The following is a 17107-nucleotide window of genomic DNA, read 5'->3' as shown; positions in this document are numbered from 1 at the left end:
GCCGCGTCATCCGTCAGAGCGGGTGCGCACCTTTCCCGAAGCGAGGTTTCGTCCGGTATGGCCGCGAGCGGGGTTGGCGACCTCGTCGTGGTCGAAGCCGATCCGGTTCCGCGGCGTTGATGTGCTGGGGAGCGCAGGCCGGGACGTCTGGGCATCCGTCAGGTCCGGAAGGGTGAGGGGCCGCCACCAGGTGGCGGCCCCTCGCGCGAAAGGAGGGCTCCGACGTCGGTGACGGCAGGTCAGGAGCCGGTGGCGCGGGCCGATCCGGTGCTCGCACCGCTGGTGTCGCCCAGGAAACAGGTGACCTCACGGTCACCGAGGGCCCAGGTGGCGGGCTGCGGGAAGTAGTAGTAGATCTCCAGCTCCTCCGAGAGCTTGGGGTTCTTGCCCACGTAGTCCGTCAGCAGCGTGCCGGAGCACTTCTCCTCGGCGAGCGCGGTGACCTTCTCCGTACCCGGGTACGCCCCGTCGTCGAGGTTGAAGACCGCGTACGCCTCGCCCTCGTGCGGCTGGTCGCAGGGCAGCACCCGCACCGAGAAGGAGGCCTGGCCGCCGTCCTCGTCCTGGTAGTCCGCCAAGTCGCCGCCGGTGTTGAAGCAGTCCCCCTTGCGGATGTCGCTCACCTTGCTGGAGCCCGCGTCGGTGACCTGCCCGCTGGTGTCGCGCTTCGGCGAGGGGCCGTCGTCCAGCGCTCCGGAGATGCCGAGCACCAGGAGGATCCCGTAGAACGCGATGGTCGCGCCGTGGATGACGATCGCCGCCACGGCGAAGCCCTTGCCCTTCTCACCGCGCTTGCCGATCTGGGAGAGGGCGACGATGCCGAGGATCAGGGGGACCAGCGGGATGGCGCACACGAGGGACATGACGAACGCGACGATGGCCAGCGCGTTGTTCTTCTGGGGTGCCTGCGGCGGATACCAGCCCTGCGGGCCGCCGTACGGTCCGGGCTGTCCCGGCTGTCCGTACGGTCCCTGCTGCGGGTACGGCTCGTGGGACGGCGGGGGACCCGGAGGTATGGACATGCGCGGGGAGCTCCTTGCTCTGAGGTGGGACGCCCACGGCGGGGCGGTGACGGGCGGCCGCCCGGGAAGGCAGGCTCGATGGTCGCACGAGCCTCGGACATGCTGGGCCCCGGTCCCCCTGGAGGGGCCGCGAACCCGTCGAAGCCGTCGTGGCGGGCGGTGCGGCGGTCGGTGCGGTCGGTGCATGCGGCCGAACCCGCCCCGAAGCCGGGGCGCTTGGTGATCCGCGCCGGCGCCGGTGCGACGACGCGGGCGGCATCGGCTCGGGACGCGACGCGGTGGTGGCACGTGTCGGCGGCTCGCGCGGGCACGGGGGCGGCATGCCTTTCCGGCCATCCCGTGGAAACGGGGCCCGTCCGTTCTGGGAGGATGCCACGGCAATGTCTCAGTCATCGAAGTCGCCGGACCCGCCGGCCCCCGTTCCCACCAGCGCCGACGTGGCCCGACGCGCGGGCGTGTCGCGCGCGACGGTCTCGTACGTGCTGAACAACGCCGAGGCCGTACGGATCAGCGAGCCCACCCGCCGCAAGGTCCGCGAGGCGGCCGAGGAGCTCGGGTACGTCCCGCACGCCGCCGCCCGCAGCCTGCGTGCCGGACACACCAGGATCGTGCTGCTGCCCACCCCGAACGTGCCGGTCGGCCCGCCCTACAGCACCTTCCTCAACGAACTGCAGTGGGCGCTGCGCCGGCTCGACTACACCGTCGTGCAGTACGGGAGCCTCGGGCTCAGCGGGGACGAGGCCGTCCGGGCCTGGGCGGAACTGCGGCCGGTGGCGGTCATGTCCCTCGGTGAGATCACGCTCTCCGCCCACAACGTCGCGACCCTCAAGCGGGCCGGAACCCGCGCCGTGATCACGATGGGCCCGACCGGTGTGCCCGGGGCGCACACGCTGGTCATGGACCAGCGGGAGGTCGGCGCCCGTGCCGCCGCGCACCTGGTCGAGCGGGGCCGCCGGCGGATCGGCGTGGTGGTCCCGCGGGAGGAGGGGTTGGAGCTGTTCTCCGCGCCACGCCTGGCCGGAGCCCGAGGCGTGCCGGGTACGGAGGTCGAGGTCGTGCCGATGGCGTACTCGGAGGAGTCCGCCGCGGAGCTTGCCGCCCGATGGCGGGGGCTGCGGCTGGACGCGGCGTTCGCGTACAACGACGAGTACGCGATGCTGCTGATGCGGGCCCTGCAGGACGAGGGGCTGCGGGTCCCCGACGAGGTGGCCGTCATCGGTGCCGACGACCTGCTCATCGGAAGGCTGCTGCGGCCCCGGCTGAGCACGGTGCGGATCGAGATGCCGACCGGCGACCACCTGGCGTCGCTCGTCGACCACGCGGTGCGCGAGCCGTCCGGGGTCACGGAGCGGCACGGTCTGATGGCCGCCGAGGCCGTCCACCGCGAGTCGACCTGACCCCGTGGAGCCGCGGGCCGGGCGGGCGTGACCGGGGTGGCCGTTGACAGGCGGTGACCTGCGGACGGAGACTGCGGCGGCGCGCCCCACCGGGCGTGACCGGCGGCGTGCCCCGGTGCCCACACCGGCACCGGTGCGCCGGCGCCCGTACGGATCCGCCCAGGAGAGACCCCATGAGCATCCGCACCGTCCGCGACGTCTACGTGGTCGACGCCGTACGCACCCCGATCGGCAAGTTCGGCGGCGCCCTCGCCGGTGTCCGCCCGGACGACCTGGCCGCCCACGTGGTGCGCGCACTGGTGGACCGTACGCCCGACCTCGATCCGGCACGGATCGACGACGTCGTCTTCGGGGACGCCAACGGGGCGGGCGAGGACAATCGCGACGTGGCCCGGATGGCGGTCCTGCTGGCGGGCCTGCCCGTCACCGTTCCCGGCGTCACCGTCAACCGGCTCTGCGGATCCGGCCTGGAGGCCGTGATCCAGGCCGCCCGTACGATCGCGCTCGGCGACGCCTCCGTGGCCATCGCGGGCGGTGTCGAGTCGATGAGCCGCGCGCCCTGGGTGGTCCAGAAGCCCGAACGGGCCTTCCCCGCCGGGCACCAGCAGATGTGGTCCACCACATTGGGCTGGCGGATGACGAACCCGCGGATGCCCGCCGAGTGGACCGTCCCGCTCGGTGAGGGCGCCGAACTGATCGCGGACAAGTACGCGGTCACCCGCGAGGCACAGGACGCCTTCGCGCTGGAGAGCCACCGCAAGGCCGCGGCCGCCTGGGCCGCAGGCCTGTACGACCGCGAGGTCGTGCCCTACGAGGGTGTGGACCTGGCACGGGACGAGTGCATTCGCGAGGGCTCCACGCCCGAGGCGCTGGCCAAGCTCAAGCCCGCCTTCCGGACGGACGGCCGGGGCACGGTCACGGCCGGCAACGCCTCCCCGCTCAACGACGGCGCGGCCGCGCTGCTGCTGACCGACGAGGCGGGCCTGGCCGCCACCGGCCGTGAGCCGCTCGCGCGGATCAGCGCCTCCGCCGTCACCGGGATCGAGCCCCAGCTGTTCGGCCTCGGCCCGGTGGACGCCGTGCAGCGCGCGCTCGGCAAGGCCGGGCGCGGCTTCCCCGACCTCTCCGTCCTCGAACTCAACGAGGCCTTCGCGGCGCAGGCGCTGGGCTGCCTGGCCGCCTGGCCGGAGCTGGACCCGGCCGTGGTGAACCCGCGCGGCGGCGCCATCGCGATCGGACACCCGCTGGGCGCCTCGGGTGCCCGGCTGGCCGGCTCGGTCGCACACCAGTTGGCCGCGGCGGGCTCCGGCACGGGCATGGCAGCTCTGTGCATCGGCGTCGGGCAGGGCATCGCGCTCGTCCTGGAGCGCTGACCCCGGCCACCGGGGCGTCGATCGATTCCGGTCAGCCCTCACCTTCAACTGCCCAATAACTGAACAGAATTGGCGCCTCCGGTCTGGCACGATGACGCATGCCGCCGCCCCCCTCGTCCGGCATCCCGCCCATCCCCACCCGGAGGCCCCGCGCCATGCCGCTCCTCGACCCGACGCATTGGCAGGACGGACCCGCTCTGACCGGAGGCGCCGCCCCGGTCGTCGAACCCGCGACCGGCCGCACCCTCGCCACCCTCGACCTCGCCGCCCCCGCCGACGTGGCGGAAGCCGCCGCCCGAGCCGGGGCGGCGCAGCGCGACTGGGCGCGCACCTCCCACCCGCAGCGGGCAGCCGTGCTGCGCCGCGCCGGGGACCTCTTCACCGCCCACGCCGACGAGCTGCGGCAATGGCTGGTGCGCGAGTCCGGGTCGATCCCCGGCAAGGCCGACTTCGAGCTGCACGTCGCCGCCCAGGAGTGCTACGAAGCGGCGGCGCTGGCCTCGCGCCCGACCGGGCAGGTGCTGCCCAGTGAGGCCCCCCGGCTGTCCTTCACCCGCCGGGTCCCGGCCGGCGTGGTCGGGGTCGTGGCCCCGTTCAACGCCCCGCTGATCCTGGCGATCCGCTCCGTCGCCCCGGCCCTGGCGCTCGGCAACGCGGTGCTGCTCAAGCCGGACCGGCGCACCGCCGTCTGCGGCGGGCTCGCGCCGGCCGCCGTCCTCACCGCCGCGGGGCTGCCGGACGGACTGCTGCACGTCCTGCCCGGCGGCGCCGAGACGGGCGCCGCCGTGGTCGCCGACCCACTGGTGCGGGTGGTGTCCTTCACCGGTTCCACGGCCGCCGGCCGCACCGTCGGCGAGCTGGCGGGACGTCACCTCAAGCGTACGCACCTGGAGCTGGGCGGGAACTCCGCCCTGGTCGTGCTCCGTGACGCCGACGTGGAGGCCGCCGTCGCCCAGGCGTCCTGGGGCTCCTTCTTCCACCAGGGCCAGATCTGCATGACGGCCGGCCGCCACCTCGTGCACGCCTCGCTCCACGACGAGTACGTCGAGCGGCTGGCCGCGCGTGCCGAGGAACTGTCCGTGGGGGACCCGTACCGCGAGCAGGTCCACCTGGGCCCGCTGATCGACCGCGCCCAGCTGGACCGGGTGCACGCCCTCGTGGAGGCCAGCACCGCCGCGGGGGCCAAGCTCGTCGCCGGCGGTACGCACCGGGAGCTCTTCTACCGGCCGACCGTGCTGGCGGGCGTCGCCGACGACACCCCCGCCTACGCCGAGGAGGTCTTCGGCCCGGTCGCACCCGTACGGTCCTTCGCGACGGAGGACGAGGCGGTGGAACTGGCCTCGACGGGACCGTACGGACTCTCCCTCGGGATCGTGACCCGCGACGCGGGGCGGGGCCTCGACCTGGCCGAGCGGATCCCGACCGGCATCGCGCACGTCAACGACCAGACGGTGGGCGACGAGGCGGTCGCACCGTTCGGCGGTGTCGGCGCCTCCGGCACCGGCGCACGCTTCGGCGGCGAGGCCAATCTGGACGCCTTCACCGAACTGCGCTGGACCACGGCCCGCGCCACGCCCGCCCCGCACCCCTTCTAAGGGCGTCCGGCGGGTTCGAGGAATGCCGGAGGCGGGTCGTTCGTTCCACCTGCAGACGGCTCTAACAGGAGGTCTGGACACCGTGGCTACAGTCGAGCTCACCAAGGAGAACTTCGACCAGACGGTCAGCGCGAACCCGTTCGTGCTGATCGACTTCTGGGCGGGCTGGTGCCGGCCGTGCCTGCAGTTCGCGCCGGTCTACGAGAGGGCGTCGGAGGCCCACCCCGACCTGGTCTTCGCCAAGGTGGACACCGAGGCCCAGCAGGAGCTGGCGGGCGCCTTCCAGATCACCTCCATCCCGACCCTGATGATCGTCCGGGATCAGGTGGCGATCTTCGCGCAGCCCGGCGCGCTGCCCGAGGCGGCCCTGACCGATCTCATCAGGCAGGCCCGCGCCCTCGACATGGACGAGGTGCGCGCCAAGATCGCCGCCTCGCAGCCGGGCGCCCAGGACTCCGGCGGGCAGGGCTCCGGCACGCCGGAGGCATGAATGCGTGACGCGGCCACCGGTCAGCGGTGAGACTGGTCCGCATGACTGAAGTCCTGGAGTACGACGTCGTGGTGCTCGGCGGGGGACCGGCCGGTGAGAACATCGTCGACCGGACCAGGGCCGCCGGGCTGACCACGGCCCTGGTGGAGCGCGAGCTGGTCGGCGGGGAGTGCTCGTACTGGGCCTGCGTCCCGAGCAAGGCCCTGCTGCGCCCGGCGCTGGCGCGGGCCGACGCCCGCCGGGTGCCGGGGCTGGCGGGGGCCGTCGGGGGCCCTCTGGACACGGCGGCGGTCTTCGCGCACCGCGACTACTGGACCGGTGACTGGAAGGACCAGGGCCAGATCGACTGGCTCGACTCCATCGGTGCCGATGTGCACCGCGGCCACGGCCGCCTCCTCGGGGTGCGCGAGGTGGCCGTCACCGGCCCCGACGGAGGGCACCGGGTGCTGTCGGCCCGGCAGGCGGTGGTCATCGCCACCGGCACCCGGGCCGTGGTCCCCGATCTCCCGGGGATCGCCGAGGCCCGCCCCTGGACCAGCCGGGAGGCGACCTCGGCGCGGGAGGTCCCCGGCCGGCTCGTCATCGTGGGCGGCTCCGTGGTGGCGTCCGAGATGGCCACCGCCTGGCAGGCCCTGGGATCGCAGGTGACGGTCCTCGTACGCGGATCCCGGCTGCTGCCGCGGATGGAGCCCTTCGCGGGGGAGCTCGTCGCCGACGCCCTGCGCGAGGCCGGCGCGGTGGTCCGTACGGACGTGGCGGTCGCCGCGGTCGAACGGGACGGCTCCACCGGGCCCGTCAGGGTGGTGCTGGAGGGCGGCGAGGTCGTGGAGGGCGACGAGGTGCTGATGGCGACGGGCCGCGCGCCGCGCACCGAGGACATCGGGCTGGACACCGTCGGACTCACGCCCGGCGGCTGGATCGGCGTCGACGAGACCTGCCGGGTGCCCGGATCCGACTGGCTGTACGCCGTAGGGGACGTCAATCACCGGGCCCTCCTCACCCACCAGGGCAAGTACCAGGCCCGCATCGCGGGCGCCGCCATCGCCGCCCGCGCCGCGGGCACCCCGCTGGACACCGCCCCCTGGGGCGCCCACACGCCCACGGCCGACACGCACGCCCTCCCGCAGGCCGTCTTCACCGACCCGGAGGCCGCCGCGGTGGGCCCGACCCTGGCCGAGGCGGAGAAGGCGGGGCACCGCGTGCGCGCCGTCGACTACGACCTGGGCAGGGTCTCCGGGGCCGGTCTGTACGCCGACGGCTACCGGGGCCGGGCCCGGATGGTCGTCGACCTCGACCGGGAGGTCCTGCTGGGGGCTACCTTCGTCGGTCCGGGCGCCGCCGAGCTGGTGCACGCCGCCACCATCGCCGTGGCAGGAGAGGTCCCGATCGCGCGCTTGTGGCACGCGGTACCGGCCTTCCCGACCGTCAGCGAGATCTGGCTGCGGCTGCTGGAGACCTATCGCGGCTAGTGCGGTGAGGTCCCTGCCGCGCCCCGGGTGTCCGGGGCGCGGTTTTCGGTCTTATTCGGCGATCTCCGTGCGTTCCCACCACTCGTAGACCGGGATCGGTCCCGCGGGGCCTTCCTGCGTACGCGAGGTGATCCTGAAGTGCTCGTAGCCGCCGCGGTGCGCAATTTTCAGGTCTTCTCCGGGAGGGGCTGCCTCGACGACCCGGTCCAGCAGGTCGTCCGGGCCGCCCTCCAGGGCTGCCTTGTTCGCCATGCCCCCAGTGTTGCCTGCGGGCGGGCCCGCCCGCATCAGGAAGGCCGCCATCGGGAGGGTTGGCCGGGCAGGCCCGTCATCGGTTCCGACGGACCGTCACGTGGCGCGAACCAGCAGTACACGGGTGATCGAAATTAGGTTAGCCTCACCTTAGTTCTGCTGGTTCCTCTGTTTGGAAGGTGCTCCCACGATGCGCGCTGCCTACGCCGCCTCCCTGCCCCGCACCGCCGCCCGCGCGGCCGTCGCCGCCTCCGCCGCCGTCGCCCTCGCCGTCGGCGCGGCCGGTTCCGCCGCGGCCGCCACCGCGACGCGCACGGTCACCGACGGTTCGGCCACCTACCGCCTCAGCGTCACGGCGCCGTCCTCCGCCGCCGCGGCCGGGCAGAACGTCACCGTCACCGGCAGCGGTTTTAACACCGGCAAGGGCATATACGTCGGGCTCTGCGCGGTGAACGGCGCGCAGGGCGCGAGCAAGCCCACCCCCTGTCTGGGCGGTTCGGACCAGTCCGGCACCACCGGCGCCTCGCACTGGGTCAACGACACCTTCGGCGGCACCCTCGCCAACACCTCCACGTACGGTCCGGGCGGCTCCTTCAGCGTCACCCTCCACGTCAAGGCCGACCTGGGCGGCGGCCGGATCTGCGGCGAGACGGTCGAATGCGCCGTCGTCACGCGCGCCGACCACTTCGACTCCTCGAACCGCAGGCACGACGTCCACGTCCCGATGTCCTTCAACTGACGCGACTGCACGCCCTGTTCAGGCCGTTCCCCGGTCCGCCGCACCCCGGCCCGCCCGTCGACGAGGAAGCCGTGACACCCCGACACCCCCTTACCCCCGGCCGCGCCGGCACCGTATCCGCGGCGCTCGTGCTCGTGCTCCTGCTCGCCCCGGCCGCCGCCGGCGGCCCCGTCCCGGCGGCCGGGGGTGAGGGGGACGGGGGTGAGGGGGACGGGGCGCCGGCGGGCACCGTCGTGTACCGGACCACCGCACAGTTCACAACGGCCGGCCGGGTTCGTGACCTGCTCCTGCACCCCGACTCGAAGAAACTGTACGCCGGTTCGGACGACCTGCCCGAGACCGCCGAGGTCGACGAGAGCGGCCTGCACGTTCTGGAACCCGCCGACGGCACCGTCCTCAGCACGGTCGGCCGGGCCCCGGGACCCACCGGCACCCTCGGCCGGCGGTCCGTCCGGCAGCTCGTCGTACCGCTGCCCGGTGACGGCGCGGTCTTCGTCTACCCGCTGCGCGGCATCGGCACGGCCCAGAGCGGGGACGCCGCCGCGGCGGGGGCATGGGTGCCGGGCAGACCCGTCACGGACGCCGCCCCGGGGCCCGTGTCCTCGACGGTGCTGGTGGCGCAGGGCCCCGTACTGTCGGAGGTCGACATCGCCACGGCGGCCGTCAAACGCTCCCTCACCCTGGAGGGCGGCGAGCGGTTCGCGTACGACCGGGCGCGCGGCACCGTATGGTTCGCCGACTTCGGCAACCGCCGGATGTACCGCGTGGACGTGGCCGCCTTCACGGTCGCGGCGACCGTCGCACTCCCTGCGGGCGACGGCTTCGGGGGCTTCATCGAGGTCGACCCCGAGACCGGCGCCGTATGGGTCGGACTGGACACCTCCGTCGTCGTCCACGACGCGGCCGGAGAGCGGATCGGCACCGTCGAGGGCGCCGGAGCCGACGTGCCCCGGGCGGCCGGCTTCGACGCCGCCACACACGAGGCCTTCGTGGTGTGGCAGGACACCGGGGACGCCTCCCAGCCGGGCAGCGACGGCGACGGCGCGCTCACCGTCCACCGCACCCGGGACCCGGGCCGGGCCGCGGGCACCGTCGCACTGCCGGGGAACCACGTCCAGTTGGGCAGTGCGGCCGTCGCTGTCCGGCCCGGCGCCGCCACCGTGTTCGTGTCGGACCCGGCCGCCGGACGGATCACCCGGCTGGACCGCTCGACGCCACCCAGGGTCACCCGGAGCCCCGAGGACCGGACCGTCGCAGCGGGGACCGAGGTCACGCTCACCGCCCAGGCCGAGGGGACCCCGGCCCCGGCCGTCGTCTGGCAGACCAGCACGGACGGGGGCCGGACCTGGCAGGCCGTGCCGGGAGCGACGTCCACCCGGTACTCCTTCAGGGCCACCGCAGCCGACGACGGCCGCCGCCACCGCGCGGAGTTCGCCAACGACGCGGGCGTCAGCCGCACCGCCCCGGCCACGCTCACCGTCACCGGCGCGGACACCACGACGGGCGGCGGCACCGCGCCCGCGACCGGGGACGCGGCGGGCGCCACCCACGGCTCGGCGACGCCGGCAGGACCCGACGGCTCGGAGTCCGCCATCGGCGGGGTCGGTACGGCAGACACGGCCGGTACGAGCGGTACGGCCGCGGCCTCGGTCGGCGGCGCGTCCGGCACCACGGGCGGCGGTACGGACGGTGCTACGGGCGGTGGTACGGGCGGTGGTACGGGCGGTGGTACGGGCGGCACCTCCGCAGGCGGTGCGCTCGCCTTCACCGGGACGGCCGTGGCCCCGCTCGTCGGCGGTGCGCTCGCGCTCGCCGCGGCCGGCTGGGGGCTGGTACGCCACACCCGGAGGGCGCGCCGCCCCGGCTGGGGCGGCGCCACAAGGAGGGTGGGGAACGACGGGGCCGGTCCGCACCGTTGAACGGTCGACCACATGTACCGGCCGGGGACCAGGAGGCACCGCATGTGATCGTGATCGCCCACCTCAGCGACGTCCACCTCGACGGCGACCGGCGAGCGGCCGACCGTACCCGCGCCGTCATGGAGTACCTCGACGGCCTGCCCCACGACCTGGACGCCGTACTGGTGAGCGGGGACATAGCCGACCACGGGGAGGAAGCGGAGTACGAGGAGGCCGCCAAACTGCTGCGCTCGCGACACCCCCTGGTGATCTGTCCCGGCAACCACGACGAGCGCGCCGCATTCCGTCGGGGACTGCTCGGGGAGGAGGCTCCGTCCGCGCTGCCCGTCGACCAAGTGCTGCGCGGCGAGCGATTCGTGCTCGCCGCCTGCGACTCCTCCGTCCCGGGCGCGCACCACGGCTTCCTGGCGGAGTCGACGCTGGCCTGGTTGGACCGCGTCCTGGCAGACACCCCGCGGGGGACCCCGGTGCTGGTCGCCTTCCACCACCCGCCGGTCGGGCTGCACACCCCGTACGTCGACGAGATCCGCCAGTTCGGCGAGGAGCGCCTCGCCGCCCTCGCGCGGCGGCACCCGCACCTGACGGCGTTCCTGTGCGGGCACGCCCACACCGCGGCCGCCACCTCCTTCGCCGGCCGGCCGCTGCTGGTGGCGCCCGGCGTCGTGTCCACGCTGCGGCTGCCGTGGGAGGGACGTACCGGGTCCTCCGAGCATGTGCACCTGGATGAGCCGCCGGCCGTCGCCTTCCACGTGCTGGGTGACGACGGCCGGCTGACGACCCACTACAGGGTGGTCGTGGACCGTCGGTAGCCGGGGGCCTCGCGGGCCCGCGTCAGCAGGCCCGGGGCGACCGGGCGGCCTGGCCGGGGATCGTGGCCGGGCGGGCGCCGGAGAAGAGGCCGTGGACGCCGTGGCGGTCCGAGCGCGCTGCGGGCCGGCGGGGCGGTGCTCTGTGGCATGCCGTCGTCCCGCCCGCGGTCCGCACGGTCCGGTGATGCGGTTTCGGGGCACGGTCACCGCCCCGGATGCGCCGAACGGCAGGCGGGGTCAACGTAGGAGCCGACCGGGCCCGGAGCCGACCGGACCGGCTCGGTCTGGACCCGCCTGCCGTCGTAGCGGTCGGATCAGGGGCTGACGGTGATCCCCTGGGCCGGGTCGGTGACGTCGGAGACCTTGTAGACCGCGTTGAAGACGGAGGCGGTCGCGCTCGTCGGGCAGCCGAACCCGCCGGTGACCTTGACCGGCACGGAGGCATGGGTGAAGGTCAGGCTCGACGGGCTGCCGTTGGCCCAGGTGCCGGCGACGCTGGCCGCGGCCGTGGGAGCCGCCGTGACCGTACAGGAGGCGAGCCCGGTCGTCCTGAGGACCAGTCCGCCGGTCGGAACGGTCATGGTGGCGGTGATCGGTGAGCCGTCCTGCATGGACACCGTCCAGGCACCGCTGGTGGTGACCGTCGGGGTCACCCCGGGCATGCTGGAGGTGCAGGAGCCGTACGTCGGAGGCGAGATCGGCGAGGACACCGCCCCGGCCGGGTTGCTGTTGCCGGGGGCGGCCGGCACCGTGCCGGTGGAGACGGAGACCGTGCAGGTCACCGTCACCGAACCGGCCTTGAGGGTGGCCTTCCCGCTGAGGACGGCCTTGAAGTCGTGGCCGGCCGGGGTCACCGTGGTCGACCCGGCCACGGCCACGGGAGCGGGGGCGGGAGTGGGGGCGGCGGAGGCGGTGACGGAGGCGAGCGCCAAGGCTCCGGTGGCGGCCGTCCCGAGGGCGAGCGCGGTGCGCGTGCGGCTCATGGCTGTGCTCCTTGGGGATCGGGGTGCGGGGTGCGGGGCGGGGGAGGGGGTGCGCTCCGGGGCGGGGCCGGAGGTGTGGCAGGGGAGGCGAGCGGGGCCTGCTCCGGGGTCGGGGCCTGATCCGGGGCCTGCTCCGGGGCCGGGAGCGGTGAGCGGTCCGGGGCCCGGCCCGGATCCGCCGACCGCGCCGCGCCCCCGGCGCGCTGGACGGCGTACGGCTGCCAGGCGAACATCAGGCCGCCGCCGAGGATGCCGAGGAGCGTGCCGATCAGGAACCCGCCCAGGTTCGACAGGACCAGGGCGGCGGTGGCGATCAGGGTGGTGAGGACACCCGCGAGGGCGCGCTGGGGCGGCGAGAACCAGGCGGTGAGGCCGAGCACCACCATCACGATGCCCATCAGGACGGACGGGATCCCCGCAACCCCCTGCTGGAGCATGATCTTCAACGGTGCCAGCGGAAGGACGCAGATCCACGCCCCGGCCAGAATCGCGAACAGCCCGCCCCAGAACGGCCTGCCGCGTCGCCACCGGCGCCACCGCTGACGGCGGCTCAGAAGCATTCCTTCTTGCCCTTGCTGACGTTCATGCTGAGGCCGGAGAGCTTGAAGGTGCCGGCGTTCGTCGCCCACGCCGTCTGCTGGAGACCGGTGATGCGGACCGTGTCGGCCTGTTGGGCGAAGAGGTCCTGCATGCCCTGCGCGTCGGCCGGTCCCTTGTCGAGGGTGGAGGCGTCCCGCCCGATCTCGATGTTGCTGAAGACGGCGTCACCGGCGAGCTGGGTCGCGTCGACGAAGAGGTTGCTCGCCTCCACCGGAGTCTTCCGGCCCGCCGTGAGGTTGAGCGAGATGTCTCCGATCACCGGGAGCGTGGTGACCACGGACTGGCAGAGGTTGTTGAGCTTCGCTTCCCGGATGGCGGTCACGGCCACCGGGATGAGTTCGTCACGGGCATTGACGTCGACGCTGCCGTACTGGGCGAATCCCTCGCCCTCCAGGCTGCTCGCCGACACCTTGAACTGCTGTCCCGACACGGCGAACGAGGCGGCCAACGCGCCCTGGGCGAGGGCGATGCCGAGGCCCGCGGTCACCGCGACGGCGGGGACGGTCAGGACGGCGAACCGGCGCCAGCGGACCCGGCCGGAATCGCTGTGATCGTCGGATAAATGGGAGGAATCGGTCATGAGATCGTCCCTTATTTCGGCTGTGCACCGTTGTTACCGACGAGTTGAATGTAAGAGTGCCAATGGTGGTTGGCAAGGTTGTGCGAGCGCACCCTTTGAGTCGACTCCTACTGCTCCGTACGCAGCAGTTCGGCGACCTCCGCGTCCACCCGCCGGGCCATCGCCCGGGAGAACTCCGTGGCCACGACCTCGCCCGCCACCGGCCGCAGAGCCGTCACGGCCGCCGTGACGTGCTGGAGCCGGGCGGCCGAAAACGGCTCCAGTCCCTCCGGGCCGATCACGTGCCGCCGGAACAGTCCGACGAACCGGTCCGCGAGGGCGGCCGCCTGCGCCTGGACGAACTCGCCCGCGTCCAGGATCTCCGTCAGCGGCACCCCCTGCCGCACCAGCGCCAGTGTCGCCTCCAGCAGCCGCCGGCTCGGGTACGTGATCAGGTCCCCGTCGACGGTGACGTAGCCGAGCTCCGCGGCCCGCCGGGTGTCCTCGGCGGTGGCCGTCGGGCCGAACAGCTCGCGCAGTTCGGCCCGGCTCATCGTCACCGGTTCCTCCTGCACCCAGTCGCGGGTCATCTCCCGCTCCAGGCCCAGCAGTTGTGACAGGCCGCCGCCGTCCTCCCACGCCTTCAGCAGCTCCGCGATGCCGTTGACCGTGTAGCCGCGTCCCAGCAGGTCGCTGATCAGGCGCAGCCGGGTCAGGTGGTCGTCGGAGTACCAGGCGATCCGGCCCTCCCGGCGCGGCGGCGGGAGCAGCCCCCGCTCCTGGTAGTAGCGCAGGTTGCGCACCTTGACGCCGGCCGCCCGCGCCACGTCCTCCCGGCGGTAGCGCCCGCCACCGCTTCCATCCCCCACCCGGCTGTTCACGCGCCAGAGTGTAGGGCGTACCGGCAGGTCACACAGGGCGTCGACGATCCTGCTTGACCGCCCGCAGCACCACGAACCTCGGCTCGCTCGCCACGACTTCGCTGTTGCCGAAGAACCGGCGCAGGTGCGTGTGGTAGCCCATGTGCCGGTTGGCGACGACCCACAGCTCGCCGTGCGGCCGCAGCACCTTGCGGGACTGGGCGAACATGCGCAGCGCCGTCGCGTCGGTCGTGGCCTGGTGGGAGTGGAAGGGCGGGTTGCACAGGATCAGGTCGACCGAGCCCGGGTCCAGCATGGCCACGCCGTCGCCCACGAGGAAGTCGGCCCGCTCACGCTCGCGGTGCACATTGGCCCGGAACGTGGCCTTCGCCGAGGCCACCGCCTGGTACGACTCGTCGGTGAACACGACCTCCGCGCGCGGGTCCGCCACGGCGACGGCGGTGCCGACGATGCCGTTGCCGCAGCCCAGGTCCACGACCCGGGCGCCGTTGGTGTTGGTCGGGATGCTCTGCAGGAAGAAGCGCGTCCCGACGTCGAGCCGGTCCGCGCAGAAGATCCCGGCATGGTTCACGGCGGTCAGCCCGGCGCCGGAGCCCGCGTCGCCGTCCAGCTGGTACGTCACCGGCCACGGGTCGTCGCCCCGCGTCGCGGCGGCGCCGGGGGTACAGAAGATCAGGCGGGCCTTCTTCTCGGCGAGCGAGGTCCTGGTCGGGCCGAGGATCTTCTCGAAGAGGTTCAGCGTGGAGGTGTGGATCTCCTTGACCATGCCGGTGCCCACGACGACGGTGCCCGCGTGCACGTGCGGTGCCAGCCGGTACAGCTGGTCCTCCAGCAGCGCCAGGCTCTTGGGCACCCGGACGAGGAGTACGTCGATCCGCTCGGGCGGCGGGTCCTGCGTGGTCAGCAGCCGCACCGTGGACTTGGCGGTGCCGATCCCGGCCCGGTCCAGGTTCGCCGCGGTACCGGCCCGGGAGAGGTAGGAGTCCGTGATCTGCGTCGGGCGGTACGCGGCCAGTGCCGTCGTCAGCGCCCCCCAGCGGTCGCCGAGGATGGTGATCTGCCCGGCCCCGGCCAAGTCCACCGGACCGCGTTCCCCCGTACCGGAGTCGAGGTGGCGCAGCAGGTACTCGTCGGCGGCGTCCCAGGCGCGGAGCCGGTCGCGCGGGTCCTCGGGGAAGCGGGTGAGCTCGTAGGAGCCGAAAGGCGTGGTCAGACGGTTCATCGTGCCCCCAGGCTAACCGAGACGGCCGCCCGGCCCCGCACACACGGGCCGGGCGGCCGCGGCGGCGGGACGCCCGGGACGCCCGCGGAGCCCGGAGAGCCCGCCCTGCTCCGGGAACCCGCCCTCCCGGGGGAGCCAGCCCTACTCGGGGAACTCGCCGGCCATCGCGGCGGCCATCCGCAGGTGGGGGCGGGCCTCGCCGGTCCTGCCCAGGCGTTCCAGGGTGCGGCCGAGCATGAGCCGGGCGTAGTCCTCCACGGGCCAGCGCTCCAGCACGGCACGCAGCTCGCGCTCGGCGCGGGAGAGCTGGGCGGAGTGGTAGAAGGCCCGGGCCAGCAGCAGCCGCGGAGCGAGCTGCTCGGGAGCCTCGTCCGCCAGCGGCTCCAGGATCCGGGCGGCCGTCGCGTATTCCCGGGCGTCGAAGAAGAGCTGGGCGCGCGCCCAGCGCTCGGCTGCCGTCCCGTGCTCGTAGTACTCCGTCGGCGCCTTCATCGCGTTCCTTCCGCTGTTCGGGTGGTTCGTCCGCTGCCTGCAACACGGCCGACGGCCGGAGCATTCCACTCAACACCCCCGGCCCTCGGAGCTAGGTTGTGCCCATGAGCAATCTCGATCGCCAGCCCGCTCTCTCCGCCTGCGGCGGCCGCGGCTTCGTCGTGGCCGAACCGGTGCGCGAGCTCCTCAGCCCGCGCACGGTCAAGCTCGGTGAGTCCACCGAAGTCCGCCGACTCCTGCCCAACCTGGGCCGCCGCATGGTGGGCGCCTGGTGCTTCGTGGACCACTACGGTCCGGACGACATCGCCGACGAGCCCGGCATGCAGGTGGCGCCGCATCCGCACGCCGGACTCCAGACGGTCAGCTGGCTCCACGAGGGCGAGGTACTGCACCGCGACAGCGTCGGCAGCCTGGAGACGATCCGCCCGCGCGAGCTCGGCCTGATGACCTCCGGCCGGGGCATCAGCCACTCCGAAGAGAGCCCGCGCCCGCACGCCCGCTTCCTGCACGGCGCCCAGCTGTGGGTGGCCCTGCCCGATGCCCACCGCAACGTGGAACCGCACTTCCAGCACCACGCGGACCTGCCCCGGGTGACGGCCCCGGGCCTGACGGCGACCGTCATCCTCGGCACCCTGGACACGGCGACCTCACCCGGCACGGCGTACACCCCGATCGTGGGCGCGGACCTGACCCTGACGGCGGGCGCCGAGACCCGCCTCCCCCTCGACCCGGACTTCGAGTACGCCGTCCTGTCGATGTCAGGCGAAGCCCACGTGGACGGCGTCCCGGTGCTCCCGGGCTCGATGCTCTACCTCGGCTGCGGCCGCACGGAACTCCCCTTGCGCGCGGCCTCGGACGCGGGCCTGATGCTCCTGGGCGGCGAGCCGTTCGAGGAGGAGATCGTGATGTTCTGGAACTGGATCGGACGGTCACACGATGATATCGCGCAGGCCCGCGAAGATTGGATGAACGGGTCCCGATTCGGCGAGGTGAAGGGCTACGATGGCCCTCCGATTCCGTCCCCGGAACTGCCTCCGACCCACCTGAAGCCCAGGGGAAGGGTTCGTTGACCTGTTGCTTTGTGCGGATGAGGTCTGGGTGTGGCGTTCGCGTCCAGCCCACCGCTTTTCTCGGCGGGGGGAGAGAGGCTGTCAGACATGGCCCGGCAGCCTCCCATGCCGGTGGTCGAGTCTCACGCGTTGCAGACTGTAATCAACCCTGCTCAGACGAATGCTGACCTTTCGCCAACTTTACTGACGAGTAGCTAGGCTTGCTCGCGGGCCGTGCTGAGTCCCGGTGTCCGCA

At 73.5% G+C, this 17107-nt stretch carries 17 protein-coding genes; 9 read left to right on the top strand and 8 right to left on the bottom strand.

Going from position 1 to position 17107, the window contains the following annotated elements; all coding sequences use genetic code 11:
* Positions 1–239 precede the first annotated feature (239 nt).
* Positions 240–1022: a DUF4190 domain-containing protein gene (locus AW27_RS03405; protein ID WP_037916564.1), complete on the bottom strand. Its 783-nt coding sequence runs from the start codon at positions 1020–1022 to the stop codon at positions 240–242.
* A gap of 380 nt (positions 1023–1402) precedes the next feature.
* Here AW27_RS03405 and AW27_RS03400 point away from each other — a divergent pair, with 380 nt between their 5' ends.
* From AW27_RS03400 to AW27_RS03380, 5 genes are all read left to right on the top strand, one after another.
* Positions 1403–2419, top strand: a complete 1017-nt coding sequence (locus AW27_RS03400) for a LacI family DNA-binding transcriptional regulator (RefSeq protein WP_037916567.1) — start codon at positions 1403–1405, stop codon at positions 2417–2419.
* A 173-nt stretch (positions 2420–2592) separates the two neighbouring features.
* On the top strand, positions 2593–3792 hold the full coding sequence (locus AW27_RS03395; protein ID WP_037916568.1) for a thiolase family protein: 1200 nt from the start codon (positions 2593–2595) through the stop codon (positions 3790–3792).
* A gap of 155 nt (positions 3793–3947) precedes the next feature.
* A complete protein-coding gene (locus tag AW27_RS03390; protein ID WP_037916571.1) occupies positions 3948–5387 on the top strand; it encodes an aldehyde dehydrogenase family protein in 1440 nt (479 codons plus the stop codon).
* 82 nt (positions 5388–5469) lie between these two features.
* Positions 5470–5877: a thioredoxin family protein gene (locus AW27_RS03385; RefSeq protein WP_037916575.1), complete on the top strand. Its 408-nt coding sequence runs from the start codon at positions 5470–5472 to the stop codon at positions 5875–5877.
* Between the two features lie 41 nt (positions 5878–5918).
* Positions 5919–7346, top strand: coding sequence for a dihydrolipoyl dehydrogenase family protein (locus AW27_RS03380; RefSeq protein ID WP_037916577.1), 1428 nt, complete (start codon positions 5919–5921; stop codon positions 7344–7346).
* A 51-nt stretch (positions 7347–7397) separates the two neighbouring features.
* Here the strand turns inward: AW27_RS03380 and AW27_RS03375 are convergent, their stop codons facing one another.
* Positions 7398–7598, bottom strand: coding sequence for a DUF5988 family protein (locus tag AW27_RS03375; protein ID WP_037918149.1), 201 nt, complete (start codon positions 7596–7598; stop codon positions 7398–7400).
* A gap of 190 nt (positions 7599–7788) precedes the next feature.
* Here AW27_RS03375 and AW27_RS03370 point away from each other — a divergent pair, with 190 nt between their 5' ends.
* The 3 genes from AW27_RS03370 to AW27_RS03360 all read left to right on the top strand — a co-directional run bounded on the left by AW27_RS03370 (position 7789) and on the right by AW27_RS03360 (position 11065).
* On the top strand, positions 7789–8337 hold the full coding sequence (locus AW27_RS03370; protein ID WP_037916579.1) for a hypothetical protein: 549 nt from the start codon (positions 7789–7791) through the stop codon (positions 8335–8337).
* 128 nt (positions 8338–8465) lie between these two features.
* On the top strand, positions 8466–10256 hold the full coding sequence (locus AW27_RS03365; RefSeq protein WP_157840169.1) for an immunoglobulin domain-containing protein: 1791 nt from the start codon (positions 8466–8468) through the stop codon (positions 10254–10256).
* A gap of 44 nt (positions 10257–10300) precedes the next feature.
* Positions 10301–11065 (top strand): metallophosphoesterase, encoded by a 765-nt coding sequence (locus tag AW27_RS03360; protein WP_037916581.1) that lies wholly within the window; start codon positions 10301–10303, stop codon positions 11063–11065.
* A gap of 314 nt (positions 11066–11379) precedes the next feature.
* Here the strand turns inward: AW27_RS03360 and AW27_RS03355 are convergent, their stop codons facing one another.
* The 6 genes from AW27_RS03355 to AW27_RS03330 form a co-directional block, all read right to left on the bottom strand.
* Complete coding sequence (locus AW27_RS03355; RefSeq protein ID WP_037916583.1) at positions 11380–12048, bottom strand: hypothetical protein; 669 nt, start codon at positions 12046–12048, stop codon at positions 11380–11382.
* Positions 12045–12608, bottom strand: coding sequence for a DUF6114 domain-containing protein (locus AW27_RS03350; protein WP_236647469.1), 564 nt, complete (start codon positions 12606–12608; stop codon positions 12045–12047). Before AW27_RS03350 ends, AW27_RS03355 begins: the two co-directional genes overlap by 4 nt.
* Positions 12599–13228: a DUF6230 family protein gene (locus AW27_RS03345; protein WP_052030083.1), complete on the bottom strand. Its 630-nt coding sequence runs from the start codon at positions 13226–13228 to the stop codon at positions 12599–12601. The genes AW27_RS03350 and AW27_RS03345 overlap by 10 nt, the downstream gene beginning before the upstream one ends.
* 107 nt (positions 13229–13335) lie before the next feature.
* Positions 13336–14088 carry a MerR family transcriptional regulator gene (locus AW27_RS03340; protein WP_236647470.1) on the bottom strand — a complete coding sequence of 251 codons (753 nt, stop codon included), beginning with the start codon at positions 14086–14088 and terminating at the stop codon, positions 13336–13338.
* Positions 14089–14116: 28 nt separating this feature from the next.
* The gene (locus AW27_RS03335; RefSeq protein WP_078556026.1) at positions 14117–15301 is read right to left on the bottom strand and encodes a methyltransferase; all 1185 of its coding nucleotides are present in this window, start codon (positions 15299–15301) and stop codon (positions 14117–14119) included.
* Between the two features lie 150 nt (positions 15302–15451).
* Entirely contained in the window at positions 15452–15802 is a 351-nt protein-coding gene (locus tag AW27_RS03330) for a tetratricopeptide repeat protein (RefSeq protein ID WP_037916592.1), read from the bottom strand.
* A 104-nt stretch (positions 15803–15906) separates the two neighbouring features.
* Here AW27_RS03330 and AW27_RS03325 point away from each other — a divergent pair, with 104 nt between their 5' ends.
* A complete protein-coding gene (locus AW27_RS03325; protein ID WP_037916595.1) occupies positions 15907–16872 on the top strand; it encodes a pirin family protein in 966 nt (321 codons plus the stop codon).
* Positions 16873–17107: the final 235 nt, after the last annotated feature.

The organism is Streptomyces sp. PCS3-D2 (assembly GCF_000612545.2).
Lineage (GTDB): Bacteria > Actinomycetota > Actinomycetes > Streptomycetales > Streptomycetaceae > Streptomyces.
The sequence above is the reverse complement of the archived record's forward strand: the minus strand, read 5'-3'. Positions and strand labels throughout refer to the sequence as shown.

What these genes read in the sequence shown, in the direction of transcription:
- AW27_RS03405 (WP_037916564.1), bottom strand. Translation starts at nt 1,022, where the DNA reads ATGTCCATACCTCCGGGTCCCCCGCCGTCCCACGAGCCGTACCCGCAG.
- AW27_RS03400 (WP_037916567.1), top strand. Translation starts at nt 1,403, where the DNA reads ATGTCTCAGTCATCGAAGTCGCCGGACCCGCCGGCCCCCGTTCCCACC.
- AW27_RS03395 (WP_037916568.1), top strand. Translation starts at nt 2,593, where the DNA reads ATGAGCATCCGCACCGTCCGCGACGTCTACGTGGTCGACGCCGTACGC.
- AW27_RS03390 (WP_037916571.1), top strand. Translation starts at nt 3,948, where the DNA reads ATGCCGCTCCTCGACCCGACGCATTGGCAGGACGGACCCGCTCTGACC.
- AW27_RS03380 (WP_037916577.1), top strand. Translation starts at nt 5,919, where the DNA reads ATGACTGAAGTCCTGGAGTACGACGTCGTGGTGCTCGGCGGGGGACCG.
- AW27_RS03375 (WP_037918149.1), bottom strand. Translation starts at nt 7,598, where the DNA reads ATGGCGAACAAGGCAGCCCTGGAGGGCGGCCCGGACGACCTGCTGGAC.
- AW27_RS03370 (WP_037916579.1), top strand. Translation starts at nt 7,789, where the DNA reads ATGCGCGCTGCCTACGCCGCCTCCCTGCCCCGCACCGCCGCCCGCGCG.
- AW27_RS03355 (WP_037916583.1), bottom strand. Translation starts at nt 12,048, where the DNA reads ATGAGCCGCACGCGCACCGCGCTCGCCCTCGGGACGGCCGCCACCGGA.
- AW27_RS03350 (WP_236647469.1), bottom strand. Translation starts at nt 12,608, where the DNA reads ATGCTTCTGAGCCGCCGTCAGCGGTGGCGCCGGTGGCGACGCGGCAGG.
- AW27_RS03345 (WP_052030083.1), bottom strand. Translation starts at nt 13,228, where the DNA reads ATGACCGATTCCTCCCATTTATCCGACGATCACAGCGATTCCGGCCGG.
- AW27_RS03330 (WP_037916592.1), bottom strand. Translation starts at nt 15,802, where the DNA reads ATGAAGGCGCCGACGGAGTACTACGAGCACGGGACGGCAGCCGAGCGC.
- AW27_RS03325 (WP_037916595.1), top strand. Translation starts at nt 15,907, where the DNA reads ATGAGCAATCTCGATCGCCAGCCCGCTCTCTCCGCCTGCGGCGGCCGC.